Origin of the sequence: Nocardia blacklockiae (assembly GCF_015477355.1) — a bacterium.
Classification (GTDB): domain Bacteria; phylum Actinomycetota; class Actinomycetes; order Mycobacteriales; family Mycobacteriaceae; genus Nocardia; species Nocardia blacklockiae.
In genome coordinates, this window is sequence record NZ_JADLRJ010000024.1 from 1 (window position 1) to 18,841 (window position 18,841).

Consider the following 18,841-nt stretch of genomic DNA (forward strand, 5'->3'; position numbering starts at 1 on the left):
CAGGGCCAAGCACTGGCGGGCGGTGGCCACGCGCTACGACAAGCTCGCAATCACTTACCGCGCCGGATTCGTCCTGGCCCTGGTCGTCGAATGGCTCAAATTATTGGGAGACACGACCTAGGGCGCGGATCTTGTTCTGAGTGCCACGATTGAGTACCGAGACCTCTACGCGACGTCCGTATGCGGCGATGCCACCAGGGTCGGCCCGGCATTGATCGTCAGTGCCGTCATCGCTTCCGCCAGTACAAGTTCGACCCCGGAAACGAAGTCGGTGACCGATTTCTCGATCTTGGTGGCCTCCCTGCGGATTGCATCGGCGGACTTCTTTGCTGTCGCGAGCTTCTCCAGCCGAGCAATGGCGTCGCGGATCTTTTCCTGTGCGGTGGCCAACTGCTCACTGCCGCCGCGAGCGGCAACCATCAGACTTGCAGCACGCAGCAACATGATCGACGCTCGCAACAGGTCTGGGTCGTCGGAGTCGGGATCGAATGCCAACACCATGCGGCGAGGACCGAGCACCCGGATCGTTTCACCACCGTTCTGCTCAGGTGTCCGCACAATGCCGAGGGCTGCCGCAGCCTGGCGGTTGCGTTCGGCTTCGTCGAGGTAGTCGATCCAGCCCTTGCGGTGGGAGTCGGTCATCTCGAGTACGACCCGCGCGCCAGCGGCCGTGGTCAACAAGCCGTCGCCCTTCTTGGAGCGGGGGATCACCCCGACGATGCTGCCGGTCTCGCAGTACTCGTCACCGAGACCGGCGGCGATGGAGTCGAGGTACTCGTGGACGCGAGCTGCAAACGAATCACCCTTCAGCGGGGTCATTCGGACAACGCCGGCCTTCGCTTCCCGCACTTTCAAGGCGACCGTTACCTCGTCGACCTTCTTGGTGAGATCGGCGTGGTTGTGGGCGATCAACTTGGTCAGCTCCCGCTGGCGCTCATCAAGCGCGGCCGCGTGTTTGGCCATCGGCGAGGCGGGATCTCCCAGATCGAACTGCTTGGTCGCTGTGGACTCAGCGTGAAGGGCATTCAGGAGACCTGGCAGCCTAGCGACAGAAGACGGGCCGGGGCCGGTGTGAACAAACCGGCCCCGGCCCCCTCCGCGTCCTGGGAGGGCAGCGGCGCGCCAGGCCGGGCCCGAAGCCCCTGTCTCCGACCGGCTTCGATCGAGCCACGCCTGTCGGGCGGTCGGCGAGCCCGCGTTCGGGCCCACCGACTGTCTTCGCGGCCTATCTTAACGACTACTCGTACTTGTCGTCGTAGTCGTCTTCATTGCGGGTGGCGGCAGCTTCGGCGCGTTCGTCGAACCCTGACTGCGCGGTGTCGGAACCGGGATCGCGTTCGGCTGCCGCGCTGATACGGTCGGCGGACTCGCGGTCCATCGGACTGGACTTGGACATGAGAATCTCCAATCTGGGCATGAGGGTGCGCAGCAACGCCGCGAGGAGCGCGAAGTGCGCGCCCTCGAACGGATTGATCGTCAACGCCCGCGTACGGCACAGCCGTACGTCGGTCCCAGCACCGCGAAGCGGCGTCGGGTCTCATGCCCAGTTGGCCTGACTGGCGGTACCGCTCCTTACGGACATAGCCCTGTCTGTTCACACCGAGCGGCCGACGTAGAGGCTACCGGCCACGCCGCCCGCCACCACTGAGCGCGACGTCTGGTCGGTGTGTCGCGCCGCCGAGACGCCGCAGCCCCGGCACTCCTCGGACACGCTATGGCCCAAGGGCATTCGAAGCCGGTGCTACCTCAGTCGAATCTGCGTTTCAGCCAACGCAACGAATTACAGCACTCGCCTGACCACGTCCGCGCGGTCATTCTGTAGGCAATGCGATAGGCCCGAATCCCTGCGGATTCCGTACGACCAGGCCGCCGCTCCCACGATCTACCACCCCCTGTAGCTGGACTGTCTCACCGGTGTTCATCCACTCTGTGACCGTCTTCAGCGGGGTACTAGAGAAGGCGGTGACATTGCAGGGGTGGCCGCTTCGAACCGTCTTGATCGTCGCGTAGACGATCGGATCGCCTGGGAACTTGCTCACAGTGACGATCGGGCCAGTCATGACGTTGAATTCCCGGCGCTTCGATCGTTTCAGAAGCCGGACCGTTTCAGTCAGCTTCTCCTTAGCCGCCGCGGGGACACTGACTGACTTGGCTATGCGAGCCGGGGTCGGCTGCGAGGAGGCCCACTCGAAACGTGTTTCAAATTCCGCTACTGCATCTTCGGCGAGGACGCGGCCGATCGCTGACACGAACTCGCGTGTAACCCCGGCGGAGACAAGCCCTACCACCTCGTCCCCTTTCGGCAGATGTTCTGGCGTGACGACGTGATCGTGGACGGCTTGCATTGCTTGGGCGAAGGTTCGAGTCATACGACGCTCCACCGACTCCACCGTCTCGACCGACCGGCGCTCCAACCCTTCCAGCGGTGGTTGCTCGTCATCATCCACTGGTTCGGGGTCGCTCAGTTTCACGTAGACGGGAATGACATACGAGCCACGCTCGGTATGGCCCATCCTCACGGTGTCGCTAATGTCGTCACCGAATTTCGAATACCCACCACTGATCTCAGAGCGAAGCCGTACGGCAGCGGTGGCCGAGCTTCGATACATCAGCCGTGCGGATTCCACCATTACTGCACCCGCGGTCAGGGGGATCGTATCGGCGATCACGATGTCGTTGGCGGCGCGCAGCATGGTGACATCTGTGTCCCACCACCGCAGTTTGCGCTCGACTTCATCTGCTGGCGTCCCATGTGCTGCCGCGAGGCGCTGGACCACGCCGCTGAACGCGACGCTATCGCTGGCGAGGTCTCGGACGAGGGCGATCTTCCGAGGATCTTCACCGGGGGCGGTGCGCCTCCACATCCATCCGGCCGCGCCCTCGGAGACCTCGTTCCAGCCGTGTTGCAGCATCCACGCCTTGGTGTGTGTGAGCAGGTCGTCATTGGACATCAGGATGCTGCCTCCTCTCCGAAGTCGATCGCGAACTCAGAGTGCCACTCGTCGAGCGTGGAGACACCGAATCGGTTGGCGCGGGGGATAACGATTGACTTCTCCGTCGAGGTCCTGTCGAACTTGGCCCAGTACGCCTGCGTTCGATGCAGGGTGTCGGCGCCGTACTCGACCCATTCAGCCTTGTCCTTGGGAACTAGGACAAGGACAACGAACGTGGCCCCTTGGTGCTTCTTCCACTTGTCGATCCAGTCCTGCTGGAGTGGAAACCGAATCTGTGACCCTGTCATCCGATATCTGCTGGAGCACTTCAGTTGGACGCGAACATCACCTTCAGCGAACTGAACGGTGGCGTCGACAGCGTGAACATCGGAATCCTGTGGCGTCTCCTTCACAGTGCATCCCGCCTGAGAGCACACCGCATACAAGTAGGACAGGCTGTACCGCGACTTGGCGCCGTTTAGACTCAGCCCATAGTCCGGATGCGGGATCGCCAGCACGGTCATGCCCTGATCTCTTCGACAGCCAGCAAAAAGTTACCGCGGATCAGGTCGTACCGCCATACGCCAAGTGGCGCCTTCCCGCTCTCCCTCTTCGTCACCACCCAATTCTCGCCGAACCCGTACGTCTTACAGGCGGTTTCCGCACGTAGATCTCCGAGGCCGGTGTCCCGCAACGGCCCATGCGGCTACAGTAGACCTCGACGTCCGGTGAGCAGCACGATGAACAGCGGGACCCCCAGATAACGAGGCCAGTCGATTTCGGCCATGTCCGGATCGGAGGTCAGCAGCAGCACCGAATCGACTTCGCCGGTCTCGGCGTAGCGCACGAGCTGTTCCTGTACCTGCTCCGACGACCACCAGCCCGCGGCCTTGACCTCCACCCCGACGCGGTACAAGTCGTCGTAGTAGAAGCGGAAGTCGATGCGGCTGCCGCGCGCGGCTGAGGACCCCCTCAGAGAGTTCGCTTTCCTGCTCGATGGTGACATCGTTGTCGACGCCGGCCTGACACCATGTCTCCCAGATGAGTTCATGGAACTCGTCCTCGTCGCAGTACCGATGCTCGTTGCTGTCGTCCACGAATGGGTCCACCAGCGGCTTTATGTACGTGTTCCAGATCGGCGACGCATGCGCGTCGCCTGGCCTCAAAAGGCCCGATGCACATAGTGTCGGTCGATGTAGTCCGGCGTGTCATCGCCCGAATCGTCCCCTCGCACGGCAGTCCCCTTGTCGCCGAATGTTGTTGAGCAACACGAGGATGACAGCAGGCACCGACAAAAACCGCTTCGTCACACCAGTCCTCGGACAGAATGGTCGACATCTGCGAAGTCTCATGCTCACCAGTACACAGGTTCCCACGCCCAAGGCTGCATCTGGACTTGTTCTCGCGCTTGCGGATTCAGTGCTTCCGGCAGAAACCAGCGCCTTGCAGTTCCGTAAAGGTCGCCTTGCTTGCTCGTGAGTCGTAGTCCGTCCGCTATCGGCTTCACGGAGGGATCGCGATAACGCAATTTGTTCAGCAGCAACGAGATTAGCGTCGCCACGGGCGGCCCTGTGAGCGTCCATCCACCATCGACGAACAAGCCGGATCGCACACCGCCGTACGGATCGATCTCCGCTTGAGGCGTGCCAGGCTCAGGGTATGGGGACACCGTCGTCGCACGAGACCAGCAGTGCAGATCCGCAACACAGGCCAGATCCAGTCCTTCTCGCGGATGGTTGCTATGTTCTTGGTGAACCGTCCCTTACTCGTGACGGTTCACAGACCCGCTTCCAGATGCCACGACTTTGAGAACTCACGGGTGCCGTCGTCTTGAGGGGACTGTAAAGACAAAGGTGTAACTCCGAAACAAGGAGTGGCACATGAACTCTGATGTGGTAGCCGCCGAGTTGGCCGATACTGACGCGGTGGCCCGATCCAGGAAACCGAAGACGACGGCGGTGGATGCCGAGCTGGTGGGCCAGCTCGTGGCCCAGGCCCGCGCCAGCGGGCTGCAGCTGACGAAACTGGTGGTCGAGTCCGCGCTGGAGGGTGAGATCACCGATCATCTCGGTTACGACCACGGCGACCCGGCTGGTCGCGGAACACCGAACTCGCGCAACGGCACCCGCTCGAAAACGATCGTGACCGATGTCGGCCCGGTCGCCGTCGATGTCCCGCGTGACCGTGACGCGAGCTTCGAACCGCAGATCGTGCGCAAGCGCCAGCGTCGGTTGAACGGGGTGGAGAACATGGTGTTGTCGCTGTCGGCCAAGGGCCTGACCCATGGCGAGATCTGCGCGCATCTGCGGGAGGTCTACGGCGCTGATGTCTCGAAACAGACCATCTCGACGATCACCGACAAGGTCATGGACGGGATGGCCGAATGGCAGAACCGGCCCCTGGACAGGGTCTATCCGGTGATCTTCCTCGACGCGATCCACGTCAAGATCCGCGATGGGAAGGTCGCCAACCGGCCGATCTATGTTGCGTTGGCGGTCACGGTCGAGGGCGGTCGCGAGATCCTCGGGCTCTGGGCCGGGGATGGTGGTGAGGGCGCGAAGTTCTGGTTGCAGATCCTGACCGAGCTGAAAAACCGTGGTGTCGAGGATGTTTGCATGCTCGTCTGCGACGGTCTCAAGGGCCTGCCCGAGGCGATCGGGCAGACCTGGCCGGCGGCGGTGGTCCAGACCTGCATCGTTCATCTGCTGCGCGCGTCGTTCGCTTATGCCGGACGCCAGGACTGGGCCGCGATCGCCAAAGCGCTGAAACCGGTCTACACCGCCCCCACGGAAGCCGCGGCACTGGAACGGTTCTCCGAGTTCGCCGAGGTTTGGGGCGCGAAATACCCTGCGATCGTGCGGCTTTGGGAGAACGCGTGGGCCGAGTTCACCCCGTTCCTCGCGTTCGACACCGAGATCCGCCGCGTCGTCTGTTCGACCAATGCGATCGAGTCGGTCAACGCGCGCATCCGCCGCGCGGTTCGTGCTCGCGGGCATTTCCCCAACGAGCAAGCCGCGCTGAAATGCGTCTATCTCGCGGTCATGGCCCTCGATCCCACCGGCGAGGGCCAGAAACGATGGATCACCCGATGGAAAGCAGCGTTGAACGCCTTCGACATCACCTTCGACGGCCGACTCACCGCCAGACGGAAATAACTCAATCAACCCGAGTTACACCGTTATCTGGACAGACCCGTCTTGAGTGCGCTACGGGGCTACCTGCTACTCCTCTCGCTGGGATTCCATGAGACGTTGTAGCGCGGCTTCTGGTGTTGCGGACCAATTGTCCTTTTCCGGTGCGAGTAGTTCATAGATGTCGGCGCTGACCTCGGCCATCGATGCCGGAAGGTCGGCGTCACGCATTGTATCGGCGATCTCGTGCAGCTCTGGTATCCATCGCCAGGCGCGGGCGGCGACAGTCGACAGGTAAGCGCGGTCGGCCAGCATCGGGACACCGAGGCGGTACGCTTCGGTCGTCAAGACTTCTGCAACGTTGTGATGGTCGGCAAGGGCGTGGGCGAGTGCTGTGAGAAGTCGTGCGGTGCGTAGGTATGACGCGGTCGCCATCTTGAGTGCACTGGCGGATCCGATCTTGTCGCCAAGGGGGTGCGTATCAATTGAACTGCGCGCCAACAGGTTCTGAACCTCGGATACGGGTATAGGAGCGCCGGCCAGGTAGACTCGAGGTCCCGTGGTGTCGTTCGGGGGTGGACCGCTGATGACGGCATCGACGACGCTGGAACCGGTCAACGTAAGCAGTTCGTGGATGGAGCGCATTCGCTGCGGGCTGATGGCGTTGGCGTCGACGTAGATGCCGTTGTACTGGTACTCGCTCACGAGTTCTGCGACATGCTCAGCGACTGCGGCGGGGCAGATCGACAGCACGATGGGGACATGAGCGAGAAGTTCGGACAGGTCATCTACCGGCTCCAAACCTGCTTCGAGAGCCCGTTCATGCGTTGCGGCACTGCGTCCATGCGGGTACCACAGCACCGTGTGGCCGTGGCTGGTGAGGCGAGCTCCCACAGCGGCGCCCATCCGGCCGGGGTGCAGTAGACCAACCTTCACGGGGTACCTCCACTGGATGAGATGGCGGGTTGTGTGCGGATGGGCGAGCAGGAGATTCGTTCGCGCATGGAGACTGCGAGCGCGGAGGTCTGGAGGTGCGGTCGTTCCAGGGCAGCGGCCAGTTGGTGTAGCCGTCGTGCGATGGACTCGGTTCGGCGTCGTCCGCCGATCTCAAGGACCAGTTCCACTTGTTCGGCAGCGGCGTCGAGGTCGGATTGGGCAATACGGGCGACCGCGAGATCCAAACGAGCCAGCGACATTTCACCGACGCGGCGTTCTCCGGGCGGTGCTCCCTCGTATAGCTGGACAGCTTCGGCGGCGAGCTGTTCGGCTTCGGCGAGATTTGTTGCGCCGCCGAGCCACAGTCGTGCCGCGCCACCGTAGAAGTGCTGTTTGGCGATGGGAAACGCCATCATTCCGCCGGGGTCGTCGGGCGAGATGATGGCCTCGCGGGCGAGTTCGGCGCGCTGGAGGGCGTCTTCGGTGCCAGCTGCATCACGCAGGCGGGCTCGCGCCCGGGCTTCGATGCACGCGAGTCGGACTCGGGCGGTTCCGTTTTCGGGTAGATAGCGCCATCCGTCTTGAGCAAGGTCGACGGCGGTTTGTGGCCGGTCGTCCCAGTAGGCGATGAGTGCTTGGGTTCCTCGGATCCATGAGCGCATCCCGTTGTGGCCGGCGAGCTCGGCGGCCAGGAAGGCGGTGCGCGCCTGGGTCTCGGCGGCATCGAAGCATCCGAGGTCGAACGATGCGTTGGACAGCAGGGCGCAGAACCCGGCGGCGGTGAGGTAGAGGTCTCGGGATTGGGCCGGTGTTTGTCGTCCTTCGAGCAGGTCGAATGTGCGGTTCCGCAGTTCTCGAAGCTCGACGAAGATCGGGTAGACGCTGTGGTTGGGATATTTGTTGGCGATTCGGCGCAGGTCGGCGTGGAATTGCTCAATGGTGTGCGGTCCGACGTTCGTCTGCTCAGCGAACTGGCCGAACTTGGCTGACTCGGCGGCTGCCATCGATGTTGCCCCTTCGATGTCGTCCCAGGCGCCTGGTGACCAGGATGCTTGCGATGTGCGCGAGGCGTGGTCGCCGCCAGGTGAGACAACCTGCTTCGCGGGCACAGTGCAATTATCCCCGGTGCGGGGACCGTCAGCCGAGGTGGCCTCCGGTTCGCTGGGGTGGGGCGGACCGAAGAGTTCCTCCGCGGTCTCCCGAAACATTCGTTCGAGCACTCGGCACGACGCTGGGTGTGGCAGGGCGGATATGTCGCCGGTGACCCAGCGGATCGCCTGTCGGCGCGAGATCGTGACCTTTCCGGTGTTCGAGGCGGGATGTGTGAGCGTGGCCGCCGTTCGGTTGAAGATGTGGGTGAACTCGCCGATGGTCAGGCGCCGCTGACCGATCAGCTGCTCCAGACGCGTCCGGGCGACCTGCTTGTCCACGTGACCCTCCCTCTCACCGTGAGGCATCCCGAATCGCCCTGGGAGCCTTCGCGATTCAGGCTACGGCCCTGGTTGCGAGCGCGGGAGCCGAATGACATTCGAACGTCACTGAGGCGGACATCGAACGTCACCTCCATGTCGCACCTCGCCGACCGACCATCGGAATGCACCGCTCACGCAGCGGCGGAATGTATCTCTGTCGCGGCGGGCAACCGAAGGAAAGGGTGGGACGTCATGTTGTCGATGGCTACCGCGGAGAACCGGGCGCTATTGAGACAGGTTGGCTGTCTTCAGAAGATCGACACTCCCTGGTTGGAACGGCTTCGGCACGAGGTGCTCACTGTGCCGCAGGACCGGATGTGGGTCTCGGAGTATGCGCAGCACCAGTCCGGCGGATGGTGGACCCTATCGCTACTGAACGACTCCGGGGAGCCGACCGACGTGAAGATCAGGGACTGTACGCCGGTGGAGACGACGTTGTTGCAGCAGATGCCAGCTACTCGAAAGTTCTTGTTGTCGTTGGGTTTACGGTACATGTGGGTTCGTCTCGCTCGCCTGGGGCCGAACTCGTTTTTGTGGGAGCACCGCGATTATGACGAGCTCGACAACTCCGAGCGTCACCGGCTGCACATTCCGGTGATGACGAACAGCTCGGCGGCGCTCGTTACGGGGGGAGTGAAGGTTCACTTGTGCCCGGGTCGTATTTGGCGGCTGCAGCCCACCCATGTGCACGGCGCCTGCAATCTTCTCGGCCCGGATCGCTATCACCTGCTGCTGGACTGCTATGCCGATGATCGGTTCGCCGAGTTGGCCGAGCACGAATGGCTCGCCGACTCGGACGTAGTCCCGTTGCCTACCGCGACGCGAACGGAGCTCGACAACCACTACGCCAACGCTTTGTCCCTCGCGCGGCTGGGCTATCCGAAATCGGCCGAGAAGGTCCTGCTCCGGTTGTTCTACGAGCGTTCGCTCCCCGAAGGGCTCGCCTACGACATGATCACCGACTTGTACGACTCCTTGGGCCGCTCGGAGACGGCCGAGCAGTGGCGGGCCACCAAGGCGGTCATGCTCGGGCTGTCACGATCGGAGGCGCGGTCCGCATGACTGTCCAGGTGATGAATGAACTCGCCCAGCTGAACCGTCCGGAGCAGTTCGGTCTACTCGAGCAGGCCGCCGATCTGTTCACGCGCAGTGAGGCCGTGACGCATCTGCTCGTCCGTGGCTCGCTGGCCCGCGGCACCGCTGATCGGCTGTCGGATCTCGATTTCGTCGTCGGTGTCGAGGATCGAGCGTTCCCCAAGTTCGTCTCCGTCCTCGACTCACTGGTTGCGGCCGAGCTGGGCGGCATGTTTCCCGGATGGCGGGACACGATCGTCGGGCAGATGGGCGGGCTCGGCTACGTCTATCTCGTCGGCTGGGCGGGGAGTCTTCAGCAAATCGACCTGTATGTCGCGCCCGCCAGCAGTATTGGCAGGGCACGAGAGCGCACCGTGACGCAGTCGATCTTCGTGCGTGACCCGGACGCGGTGTACGAGCCTGATCCAAGCATTGTGCGGTTTGTCGCTGACAAGATGGGCGAGCGTCGATGTTGCCGAGACCTGCTCATCGAGACGTTGGTGCTCGGATACCTGATCCGTAAACGGATCGCCCGTGGTCAGGAGTTCATCGCCTACTCCGAAGCCGTCCTATTCAACACTGCCGCAAAGGACCTCATCAAGACCGCACTCGCCGATACGTCGCAGTTCTACGGCTGGTATCAGCTGCGCGAGGAGATCGGATCGACTCCGCTCGGCCGGCAATGCCTCGCCGACCTGATGGCGCTCATCTCGGCGCCCGCAATCCCGACACTCGCCTCGCTGACCGAGGGGCTGGACCGAGTGCTCGCCATCGCGCGGAAAGTCGCACCGGAGACGGTCGACGGGCTTACGGACGCGATCGACGCCTACCGCTACTACCTGGAGCTACCATGAATGAATTGCGACTCGAAACAGGTTCGACTGCAACATTTTTCGGTGGCGTGGTACCGGCATCCGATGATGAGCAGGCGCTCGCACACGATCTAGGGCAGGCGCTCGCTCGTGCTGGCTTCGTTCTGCAGCACGGCGGCTACAACGGGCTGATGGAGCAGGCAGCTCGCGGGGCTGCTGGGGCTGGTGGACGTGTCATTGCCGTGACTTTGACCGATGTGGACTGGGGTCCGTTCAATTCCCACGTCTCTACGGCGGTTCGTCTGCCCCGGATGGGCGACCGGTTACATAGGTTCCTCGACGAAACCGATCTGGTGGTCGCGATGGGCGGCGGGGTCGGAACGCTGCACGAACTGACGGCCGCAATCTGGTACGCGGGCAACATCCGCCCCGTCCCCGTCTGGCTGGCAGGCAACACCGCCCGACGCCTGTCGGCATTCTTGAAATCGGAGCGCTGGCTGTTCGAGACGCCGACACGTCCGCTCGGCTTCCTGAGTGAATCCCGGATACCGACGCTTTCCAGCAAGCGCTGGCCGAGCTCACCGCAGGCCGTGAAAACCTTTGTGGCAGAGACGATTCTGTCGCATCCGTTGGGGGTTGCTGATGTTGTCCACCAGTCTGGTCGCACGAATCCGCACAACCGCTGTGCAGCACGGCACGTTCACGTTGCCCTCCGGGGATGTGCTCGACGAGTATTTCGATCAGTACCTGCTCGCCGCGGATCCCGCGCTGCTCCGCGAGGTCGCCGGCGCCATGGCACGGGAACTCCCAGCCGATACCGAGGTCGTTGTCGGACTCGCGTTGGGCGGTGTTCCACTCGCCGTTGCTCTCGCTGCGGCAGCCAATGTGCAGGCGGCCTTCTTCCGGAACGAGCCCAAGGCGTACGGCACTCGCCGCCAAATCGAGGCAGGAACGGTCGCCGATCGGCGGGTCGTAGTGGTCGATGATGTCGTACGCACGGGCTCGCAGATATTGAAAGCGGCACGAATTCTGCGCCGGATGGGCGCTGCGGTTTCGTCGGCGATCTGCGTGCTCGATCGAGACCTCGGCGGCTGTGACCGGCTGGCAGCCGAAGACGTCGAGCTGCGCTCGGTACTCACCCCGTCGACGCTTGGCAGTACCGAACAGCGCAGGTGGGTCGGCTGATGCGGAATCGGAGCCCTAAGTACGCGGCGCTGTTCGACCTCGACGGGGTCATCATCGACACCCGTTCGGCAACCAGGACCGCGCTCTGCACGCTCGCCGGCCAATGGGCGGAGACGGCCGTGGATTCCGCCGCTCTGGACGGTTGCATCGCCCTTCCGCCCGTGGACGCGCTTGTCGCGCTTGGTGTTCCAGATGCACCGCGCGTGTACCTGGATCATTTCGACGTCGCGTTGTCGACAGCCGTGGGGAGGGAACTTCGGGTGTTCGAGGCCACAGTGTCCGGCATGGCCGCCCTCGCAGAAGAGGGCGCTGGGCTCGGGGTCGTCACCGCGCAGGCGCGCAGGCGCCTCGACTTCCTGTTGCCGCCCTCGGTGGCCGAATTGGTCGATGTCGTTATCGCCCACGAAGACGCCCCACCGAAACCAGCTCCGGACGGCGTCCTCGCAGCGTGCACCGCGCTGGGAGTGACGGCTGAGCGGGCGTTCTTCCTCGGTGACACGTCAACTGATGTTGCTGCGGGGCGTGCTGCCGGAGCGTTGACCGCAGGTGCCGGGTGGGGGTTCGTCGGCCCGGCCGCCCTGTACCGGGCGGGCGCGGACGTAGTGCTCACCGAGCCGGAGCAGGTTGGCCCCGACATGCTCGCGCATGTCGACGACCGACCGACCCGGCGGTGTATTACGGGCTGACCGTCTGCCCGATCGTGCGGCGGACCTCCTGCAACGCATCAGCTGTCGCGAGGGGGTCCGTTCCGCCGCCCTGGGCGATATCCGGCTTGCCGCCGCCACCACCCTTCAGGACCTTCGCGGCGGTCCGGACAAGGTCACCGGCCTTGAGACCGTGCTGACGGCCCGGCTCGTTGACCGCGGCCACCACGATAGGCTTATCGTTCGCGAGCGCCGTCAGAGTGACAGCGGCGGGCCGATCGCCGAACCGGTCCCTGACGTCGATAGCCAGCGAGCGCAGTTCGTCGGTCGTCGTCGGCTCCGAAAGATGCTCGGCGACAACAGATACGCCGTCGGCGGTCGAGGCTCGCTTGACGAACTCGTCCGCCAGCTGCCGCAGTTCCGCCGCGCGGTACCGTGCGACCTCTTTCTCTGCGTCCCGCAGCTGCTTGAGCAGCCCGGAGACTCGATCACCGATCTCGGCCATCGGGACCTGCAGAATCTCGGACACCGACACCGCGAGCGCACGTTCCTTCGCGAGGAAGCGATATGCTTCGATCCCGACGTACGCCTCGACACGACGCAGACCCGACCCGATCGACGACTCAGCAATCAACGTCAACGGCCCGACCTGCGAAGAATGCGCGACATGGGTGCCACCGCACAACTCGCGCGACCACTCGCCGCCGATCTCCACGACACGAACTTCTTCGTCGTACGTCTCGCCGAACAGCGCGAGGGCCCCCAGGTCGCGGGCCTTCCGCAAGGTCATGTACTCCACGGCGACCGGCAGATCACGCCGCACAGCGAGGTTCGAGACCTCCTCGATCTCGGTACGCGTTTCCCGCGACAAACCGCCCGTCCAGGAGAAGTCCAGGCGCAGATAGCCCGGCTTGTTGTACGAGCCGCTCTGCAAAGCCGTCGGTCCGAGCACCTCTCGCAACGCCGCGTGAACGATATGGGTCCCGGAATGGGCCTGACGTGCGCCGATACGCCACTCCGGATCGACCTTTGCCAACACGTTCTGGCCTTCTGCCACCTCGCCGCGCAGCACGCGCACCTGGTGCACCCACAATTTGCGGGCGACCTTCTGCACATCCAGGACCTCGAGCTCGGCGTCATCGGCGACAATCACCCCCGCATCGCTTTCCTGGCCGCCGGACTCGGCGTAGAGCGGAGTGCGGTCGAGAACGACCTCGATGATGTCGCCTTCGCCCGCAGCGCGGATTCGCTCGCCTTCCCGGACGAGCCCGCGGATGGTCGCTTCAGATTCCAGATGCTGATAGCCGGTGAACTCGGTCGCCCCCAGCGCAAGCAGGTCACGGTAGACGCCAGTCTCACCGTGGCCGCCCATCTTGCGCGCCGCCGCATCGGCCTTCGCCCGAGCGCGCTGTTCCTCCATCAGTTTCCGGAAGCCCGTTTCATCGACCGACAGGCCCGCCTCCTCGGCCATCTCGAGTGTCAGATCGATCGGGAAGCCGTAAGTGTCGTGGAGTTGAAAAGCCTTGTCTCCAGGGAGGATCAGGCTGCTGCCCTTGCGGACCTCGTCGGCGGCCAGATCAAAAATCGCCGTGCCGGCCTTCAGCGTCTGCGAGAACGCCGACTCCTCCGCGACCGCAACACGGTCGATGCGCTTCTGCTCGCCCGCCAGCTCGGGATACATCGGGCTCATCACCTGAACAGCCCGTGCGACAAGCTCGTGGACGACGGGATCGTTCGACCCGAGCAGACGCATCATCCGTACCGCCCGGCGCAAGATGCGGCGCAAGATGTATCCGCGGCCGTCATTGGACGGGGTGACGCCGTCGCCGATCAGCATCACACTGGTCAAGATGTGGTCCGCTACCACGCGCAGAGCGACATCGTTCTTGACGCTGGCGCCGTACTTCGCGCCGCTCAACTCGGCCGCAAGGTCGAGGATCTGCCGCGTCGTATCGATATCGAAGATCGTCGGCACATCCTGCAGCAGAGCCGCCATGCGTTCCAGGCCGAAGCCCGTATCGATGTTCTTGGAGGGGAGATCCCCAAGGATCTCGTAGCCCTCCTTGGCCGGTCCTTCACCCCGGATGTTCTGCATGAACACGAGGTTCCAGATTTCGAGGTACCGCTCGTCGTTCGCGACCGGGCCACCGTCGCGCCCGAACGCAGGCCCGCGGTCGTAGCAGATCTCCGAGCACGGGCCACACGGACCCGGCACTCCCATCGACCAGTAGTTCTCGGACATGCCCAACCGTTGAATACGCTCGGCGGGCACTCCGATGTCGTTGCGCCAAATCTGTTCGGCCTCATCGTCATCGAGGTACACCGTCACCCACAGCTTGTCCTCGGGCAGGCCGAGGCCACCATCAGCGACCGACCCGGTCAGGAACTCCCACGCATACGGGATCGCCTTCTCCTTGAAGTAGTCACCAAAGGAGAAGTTGCCGAACATCTGGAAGAACGAGCCATGCCGGCTGGTCTTGCCGACCTCCTCGATATCGACCGTCCGCACGCACTTCTGCAAGCTCGTCGCGCGCGAGTACGGTGGCGGCACCTCACCGAGAAAGTACGGTTTGAAAGGTGCCATACCCGCATTGATCAGCAGCAACGTAGGGTCATCAGCGATCAGCGATGCCGACGGCACCACTGTGTGACCCCGGTCCTCGAAGAACCGAAGCGCGCGGCTACTGATATCGGCTGAATGCATGGACGCCTTCCACATGGTCTGCTGGGCACGAGTCCCCTACGGGTCAGGAGCAACCCACCCCATGGTAAGTCGGCCCGTTGAAGCTATTTCAGTGGCCCTGGGCAGCCTACTCACGAGGGTCAGATCTACATCGGACAGAGCTTAAGACAGGCGCGTTACCCGGGTGCTCGCGCCGATCGGTACCGAGTGGGTCGAACGTCGGGCGGGCCCTTCTGGCCCGGGACGTGTCTCATTGTATTCGTCGTCTAGACGACCAGCTGCTGACCCTCGCGAAGGTTGTCGGTGACGGCGAACATGTTCCCTGCCAGGCCTTCGCGAACAACGGTGCGCGCCAGTATTGTCGAGTTCGTTGTCGGCGTGCCTCCCAACACCCGGTTCAGGCGTGGCCGAGCCGATCGCCTCGTAGATCCGTAGTGAAGCTGTCCCACTCGGACGGTGTGAATACCAGGGCGGGCCCGGCGGGGTTCTTCGAGTCGCGAACACCGACCAAGCCCCCGGCAAGAAATGCGACCTCGACGCACTCCTTGGCGCCGCCGCTGCGGCTGCTCTTGAACCACTTGGCTCCGGTTAGGTCAACGTTCACCGCTTGTACTCCCTTGCCATGATTCGCAGCAGGTCCCGACTACCAGCCACGTCCAGCGCCGCTCCTTGCAGCCGTTCGAACGCCTGCGTGTACCGCTGAACGATACCGACCTTCTCGCTGTACATGTCACTGCTGTACCCCTCGGCGTACACCGTCGTCGGCTCGATCGGCCGCCCTCTGCCATCGGTCCCGAACTCCAGGACGACGAAGGGCCCGATTTGGTCGCCTGTGGGCATCCCCGCCGAGAACCGGAGGACGCGAATCGACACGTTCTCCAGCGTGCTGGCATCGGCTAGGTGCCGAAGTTGTGCTGCCATGACCGTAGAATCGCCGATGACCCGGCGCAACACAGTTTCCGAGAGAACAACGTCCAACTTGGTAGGCTTGATTTTCCGTGTGATCAGTTGTTGCCGTCTCATGCGGGGTTGGACTCTGCTTTCTATGTCCGCATCGCTTTCGTCTGGGAACGCGTTGCGGACAAGGACGCGTGCGTAGTCCGCAGTTTGAAGGAGTCCGGGCACCAGGTCGGGCTGATAGGTCCTCAGAGTGTGGGCTGCCGACTCCAATCCCATGTAGGCGCTGAAGGTCGACGGAATCGCGTTGCCGTACTCGTGCCACCACGACTTCTCCGTGCCTTCTTGCGCGAGTGCGCGCAGCACCGCTGCTGTCTCGGCATCGATTCCGTAGATCTCGATCAGGCCGTCGAGGTCACGGAGGCGGATCTTTTGGTTCTCGCCCTTCTCCATGCGTTGAAGCGTGCTCTTGCCCCACTCCATCAACGCCGCAGCTTCTTCCAGCGTCATCCCCACGGCCTCACGCGCATCCCGTAGCTTTCGGCCCAGCTGGCGGCGGGTGATGCTGCTATCGCGGTCTGGCAAGGTCTTCCCCTTCCGGGACAGCGTCGGTTCCCGATTCGGGAACGTTCCCGAATCATTATCGGGCATGTTCCAGGGTTTTTGGGAACGTTTTTTGGATTCCCATTTTCCACTTCCGCTCCGGTGGTTCGCCGTGTGTGCTGGTGATGCGTCCGGCGGGTGGTCGCTGATCCTGTCCCACGGTGGCCGCCCGTCGCGCAGCAACAAAGTTGAAGCTCACCTCTCCAAGGCGAGACCTGAAAACGGATGCGCGACAACGTGTTAGCCATGTTGGGCGCATCTACTAACCCCAGAGAGTCGAGGTCCAGGTGACTCAAGCAAGCGTAATGGCCGTGACGGCGCGCCAGGAAGCCGCACCGAAACGTCTCCCTGTGCCAATAGAGGCTCGCGTGTCCCGAAATCCATATCTGCACAACCCTATTCGGAAGGCCTACCATGACCGCCACAGCGCATCGGCAGGACTGCTCAGCCTCCATTCACGGTCAACGACCAAAAGCGATGGGATTCGACATCTCCCTGTTGGATGCCCCGCGCCGTCGAAGTCGGATCCAGCAGCACGCTGAGCACCTCGGCTACCGGTATCTGTACACGGTGCGCCCGCCGAAGGGGCACGGCGACCCGGTCGGGTACGCGATCAACATCGCCGCAGGCATCCACGCCGCCGCGATCGTCGTGTACGACCTGGAAGTGGTCGGGCACAGTCCCGCGCGGATCTGCGCGCGGTTCGACCTCGAAACGGTATGTCCTGGCGAGACGTGGTCTCGGGCGATTCCACCGCTAGCCGCCCCGGAAGCGCATGGGCTTCCGGACTGGAAGCTCGCGCCGGCCGAGGCGCACCGGTTGTTCCGGTTGCATATTGAGTGCCGCGTGGTGGAGTGCCCGCGCAAGGCCGCTGCGGTCCGGTGCTTGGTGAACGCGGGAAAGCTCAAGCTGGCGGCCACAACGCCACGACAGCGTGCCGAGGCCCGCGGTATCGCGTGGGAGTCGCTCGCTGCCGGTCGACCGCGTATGTCGAACGAAACGTTGACGATGCTCGGGGCGCTGGACGGCCTTATCGACGAGATGCGCGGTGTCGCGCACCGGTAGTCAGAGAGCCGCTGGTGATGGACGACGCGACGCGCGAGCACGTCACTGAGTGTGACGGCCTGGAGGCGAGTTGGACGCTGAACAGGCATGTCATCCGGATCAGCGGCGTGTACGACACGTCGGAGAACTTTCCGGTGGTGTCGTTGGACCAGGGCCCGTATCCCGATCTTGCCGACGCGCGGAGCCGGTGGCCGAAGCTTGCGCGGTTGTGGGATGCGGTGCGCCACGACTATTGGTCGGCGATGGTCGGGCCGGGAATCTGTGGTCGGTCGGTGAGACCTGCCGCTGATGATCCCGCTGTCTGACGCTCGGAACCATCTGCGCTCGGTGCGTGCCTAGCTCATCCGCGGGATGTTGACCGTGCGTTCGCTCTCGACACCCCTATTCGTCACCTCGGCTTGCCTGCTGCGAGAAAGGAATAGCTTCGACGTGGATTTCATCGTGGATATCGACGTGTCGGTTCCGCATCCTGCCCGGTTGTATGACTTCTACCTCGGTGGCAAGGACAACTATGACGCCGATCGTGAGTATGCCGAGCAAGTGGGGAAGGTGTTTCCCTCGGTGCGGCAGGCTGCGCACATCAATCGTGCGTTCACCCACCGGGCCACGGAATGCCTTGCCTGCCAGGGTGTCCGGCAGTTTCTCGACATCGGCACCGGTATCCCGACCGCGCCGAATCTGCATCAGGTCGCGCAACGGGTCGATCCGCGGGCGCGGGTGGTGTACGTGGACAACGACCCGATCGTGCTCGCCCACGCCCGCGCGCTGATGGCCAGCACGCCCGAGGGCCGCACCACTTATGTCCACGCCGACCTCACCCGGACCGAGCAGATCCTCGATGCCGCCGAGTTGAAGGACGTGCTGTGGCTGGGGGAGCCGGTGGCGGTGAGCCTGAACGCGGTGCTGCATTTCGTGCCCGATGACCAGGACCCCCACGACATCGTCGCGACCCTCCTCGACGCCGTCGTCTCCGGCAGCTACCTCGTGATCACCCATGCCACACCGGATTTCGACCCGGACACCTTCGCCGAGATCGAGCGCATCTACCGCAATGGCGGGATGGCGTGCCAGTTCCGCACCCGGGAGCAGATCGGCAGGTTTTTCACCGGCATGGACCTGGTGGACCCGGGACTGGTCCCACCGCATCGGTGGCGGCCCGGCCCGCTCGACCTCGGCCATCCCGGTAGCGACCTCACGCACCTGGATGCCCAGGTCGGACTGTACGCCGCGATCGCGAAGAAGCCCTGACAGGGCACGACGGCAGATAACCGCCACGCGGTGAATTGTGTTGCCCGATAACCAGATCGAGAAAGTGGAGAACCATTGAGTAAGAACAGCGCGGGTGCGCGCCCGATGGCGGTGCCTGTTGGCTCCGGCAGAAGTCAGGCGCACCTGCCCGGTGGCCG

General features: G+C 63.6%; 18 protein-coding genes and 1 pseudogene. 9 read left to right on the plus strand and 10 right to left on the minus strand.

Translation table 11 applies throughout. The features are described 5' to 3' along the window. Positions 1 to 165: 165 nt before the first annotated feature. The 5 genes from IU476_RS35415 to IU476_RS35435 all read right to left on the minus strand — a co-directional run bounded on the left by IU476_RS35415 (position 166) and on the right by IU476_RS35435 (position 3,849). The gene (locus tag IU476_RS35415; RefSeq protein ID WP_195106721.1) at positions 166 to 963 is read right to left on the minus strand and encodes a hypothetical protein; all 798 of its coding nucleotides are present in this window, start codon (positions 961 to 963) and stop codon (positions 166 to 168) included. Between the two features lie 274 nt (positions 964 to 1,237). Then, positions 1,238 to 1,480: a hypothetical protein gene (locus IU476_RS35420; RefSeq protein WP_195106722.1), complete on the minus strand. Its 243-nt coding sequence runs from the start codon at positions 1,478 to 1,480 to the stop codon at positions 1,238 to 1,240. Positions 1,481 to 1,811: 331 nt separating this feature from the next. Further along, on the minus strand, positions 1,812 to 2,951 hold the full coding sequence (locus tag IU476_RS35425) for a hypothetical protein (RefSeq protein ID WP_195106723.1): 1,140 nt from the start codon (positions 2,949 to 2,951) through the stop codon (positions 1,812 to 1,814). Next, complete coding sequence (locus IU476_RS35430) at positions 2,951 to 3,457, minus strand: DUF4365 domain-containing protein (RefSeq protein ID WP_195106724.1); 507 nt, start codon at positions 3,455 to 3,457, stop codon at positions 2,951 to 2,953. The genes IU476_RS35425 and IU476_RS35430 overlap by 1 nt, the downstream gene beginning before the upstream one ends. Before the next feature lie 182 nt (positions 3,458 to 3,639). Further along, a complete protein-coding gene (locus IU476_RS35435) occupies positions 3,640 to 3,849 on the minus strand; it encodes a hypothetical protein (RefSeq protein WP_195106725.1) in 210 nt (69 codons plus the stop codon). Between the two features lie 964 nt (positions 3,850 to 4,813). Between IU476_RS35435 and IU476_RS35440 the strand changes: the two genes are divergently transcribed. Beyond that, positions 4,814 to 6,088 (plus strand): IS256 family transposase, encoded by a 1,275-nt coding sequence (locus tag IU476_RS35440; protein WP_195106726.1) that lies wholly within the window; start codon positions 4,814 to 4,816, stop codon positions 6,086 to 6,088. Between the two features lie 66 nt (positions 6,089 to 6,154). Here the strand turns inward: IU476_RS35440 and IU476_RS35445 are convergent, their stop codons facing one another. Together IU476_RS35445 and IU476_RS35450 are read right to left on the minus strand one after the other, a co-directional pair. After that, entirely contained in the window at positions 6,155 to 7,000 is an 846-nt protein-coding gene (locus tag IU476_RS35445; protein ID WP_195106727.1) for an NAD(P)-dependent oxidoreductase, read from the minus strand. Next, positions 6,997 to 8,430 carry an NsdA family TPR-like regulatory protein gene (locus tag IU476_RS35450; RefSeq protein WP_195106728.1) on the minus strand — a complete coding sequence of 478 codons (1,434 nt, stop codon included), beginning with the start codon at positions 8,428 to 8,430 and terminating at the stop codon, positions 6,997 to 6,999. The genes IU476_RS35445 and IU476_RS35450 overlap by 4 nt, the downstream gene beginning before the upstream one ends. A 234-nt stretch (positions 8,431 to 8,664) precedes the next feature. Here IU476_RS35450 and IU476_RS35455 point away from each other — a divergent pair, with 234 nt between their 5' ends. The 5 genes and pseudogenes from IU476_RS35455 (at position 8,665) to IU476_RS35475 (ending at position 12,229) form a co-directional block, all read left to right on the plus strand. After that, positions 8,665 to 9,534 carry an aspartyl/asparaginyl beta-hydroxylase domain-containing protein gene (locus IU476_RS35455; protein ID WP_228824842.1) on the plus strand — a complete coding sequence of 290 codons (870 nt, stop codon included), beginning with the start codon at positions 8,665 to 8,667 and terminating at the stop codon, positions 9,532 to 9,534. Beyond that, positions 9,531 to 10,400, plus strand: a complete 870-nt coding sequence (locus IU476_RS35460; RefSeq protein WP_195106729.1) for a hypothetical protein — start codon at positions 9,531 to 9,533, stop codon at positions 10,398 to 10,400. Before IU476_RS35455 ends, IU476_RS35460 begins: the two co-directional genes overlap by 4 nt. Next, a pseudogene (locus IU476_RS37280) lies at positions 10,397 to 10,801 on the plus strand (SLOG cluster 4 domain-containing protein); the annotation flags it as partial. The gene IU476_RS35460 and the pseudogene IU476_RS37280, both read left to right, overlap by 4 nt. Positions 10,802 to 11,000: 199 nt before the next feature. Then, positions 11,001 to 11,543 (plus strand): orotate phosphoribosyltransferase, encoded by a 543-nt coding sequence (gene pyrE, locus IU476_RS35470; protein WP_228824845.1) that lies wholly within the window; start codon positions 11,001 to 11,003, stop codon positions 11,541 to 11,543. Beyond that, a complete protein-coding gene (locus IU476_RS35475; RefSeq protein WP_195106731.1) occupies positions 11,543 to 12,229 on the plus strand; it encodes an HAD family hydrolase in 687 nt (228 codons plus the stop codon). Before pyrE ends, IU476_RS35475 begins: the two co-directional genes overlap by 1 nt. Here the strand turns inward: IU476_RS35475 and alaS are convergent. The 3 genes from alaS to IU476_RS35490 all read right to left on the minus strand — a co-directional run bounded on the left by alaS (position 12,219) and on the right by IU476_RS35490 (position 16,556). Further along, positions 12,219 to 14,891, minus strand: a complete 2,673-nt coding sequence (alaS, locus tag IU476_RS35480; protein WP_195106732.1) for an alanine--tRNA ligase — start codon at positions 14,889 to 14,891, stop codon at positions 12,219 to 12,221. The two genes, IU476_RS35475 and alaS, sit on opposite strands and share 11 nt — an antisense overlap. 376 nt (positions 14,892 to 15,267) lie before the next feature. Then, positions 15,268 to 15,474 (minus strand): DUF397 domain-containing protein, encoded by a 207-nt coding sequence (locus tag IU476_RS35485; RefSeq protein ID WP_195106733.1) that lies wholly within the window; start codon positions 15,472 to 15,474, stop codon positions 15,268 to 15,270. After that, the gene (locus IU476_RS35490) at positions 15,471 to 16,556 is read right to left on the minus strand and encodes a helix-turn-helix domain-containing protein (protein ID WP_228824843.1); all 1,086 of its coding nucleotides are present in this window, start codon (positions 16,554 to 16,556) and stop codon (positions 15,471 to 15,473) included. The genes IU476_RS35485 and IU476_RS35490 overlap by 4 nt, the downstream gene beginning before the upstream one ends. A 291-nt stretch (positions 16,557 to 16,847) precedes the next feature. On the opposite strand from IU476_RS35490, the gene IU476_RS35495 reads away from it, so the two are divergent. The 3 genes from IU476_RS35495 (at position 16,848) to IU476_RS35505 (ending at position 18,683) form a co-directional block, all read left to right on the plus strand. Further along, positions 16,848 to 17,435: a hypothetical protein gene (locus IU476_RS35495; RefSeq protein WP_195106734.1), complete on the plus strand. Its 588-nt coding sequence runs from the start codon at positions 16,848 to 16,850 to the stop codon at positions 17,433 to 17,435. A gap of 14 nt (positions 17,436 to 17,449) precedes the next feature. Next, positions 17,450 to 17,740, plus strand: a complete 291-nt coding sequence (locus IU476_RS35500) for a hypothetical protein (protein WP_195106735.1) — start codon at positions 17,450 to 17,452, stop codon at positions 17,738 to 17,740. 124 nt (positions 17,741 to 17,864) lie between these two features. Continuing rightward, positions 17,865 to 18,683 carry an SAM-dependent methyltransferase gene (locus IU476_RS35505; RefSeq protein WP_324194589.1) on the plus strand — a complete coding sequence of 273 codons (819 nt, stop codon included), beginning with the start codon at positions 17,865 to 17,867 and terminating at the stop codon, positions 18,681 to 18,683. Positions 18,684 to 18,841 lie beyond the last annotated feature (158 nt).

What these genes read in the sequence shown, in the direction of transcription:
- IU476_RS35415 (WP_195106721.1), bottom strand. Translation starts at nt 963, where the DNA reads ATGGCCAAACACGCGGCCGCGCTTGATGAGCGCCAGCGGGAGCTGACC.
- IU476_RS35425 (WP_195106723.1), bottom strand. Translation starts at nt 2,951, where the DNA reads ATGTCCAATGACGACCTGCTCACACACACCAAGGCGTGGATGCTGCAA.
- IU476_RS35430 (WP_195106724.1), bottom strand. Translation starts at nt 3,457, where the DNA reads ATGACCGTGCTGGCGATCCCGCATCCGGACTATGGGCTGAGTCTAAAC.
- IU476_RS35440 (WP_195106726.1), top strand. Translation starts at nt 4,814, where the DNA reads ATGAACTCTGATGTGGTAGCCGCCGAGTTGGCCGATACTGACGCGGTG.
- IU476_RS35455 (WP_228824842.1), top strand. Translation starts at nt 8,665, where the DNA reads ATGTTGTCGATGGCTACCGCGGAGAACCGGGCGCTATTGAGACAGGTT.
- IU476_RS35460 (WP_195106729.1), top strand. Translation starts at nt 9,531, where the DNA reads ATGACTGTCCAGGTGATGAATGAACTCGCCCAGCTGAACCGTCCGGAG.
- pyrE (WP_228824845.1), top strand. Translation starts at nt 11,001, where the DNA reads ATGTTGTCCACCAGTCTGGTCGCACGAATCCGCACAACCGCTGTGCAG.
- IU476_RS35475 (WP_195106731.1), top strand. Translation starts at nt 11,543, where the DNA reads ATGCGGAATCGGAGCCCTAAGTACGCGGCGCTGTTCGACCTCGACGGG.
- alaS (WP_195106732.1), bottom strand. Translation starts at nt 14,891, where the DNA reads ATGCATTCAGCCGATATCAGTAGCCGCGCGCTTCGGTTCTTCGAGGAC.
- IU476_RS35495 (WP_195106734.1), top strand. Translation starts at nt 16,848, where the DNA reads ATGGGATTCGACATCTCCCTGTTGGATGCCCCGCGCCGTCGAAGTCGG.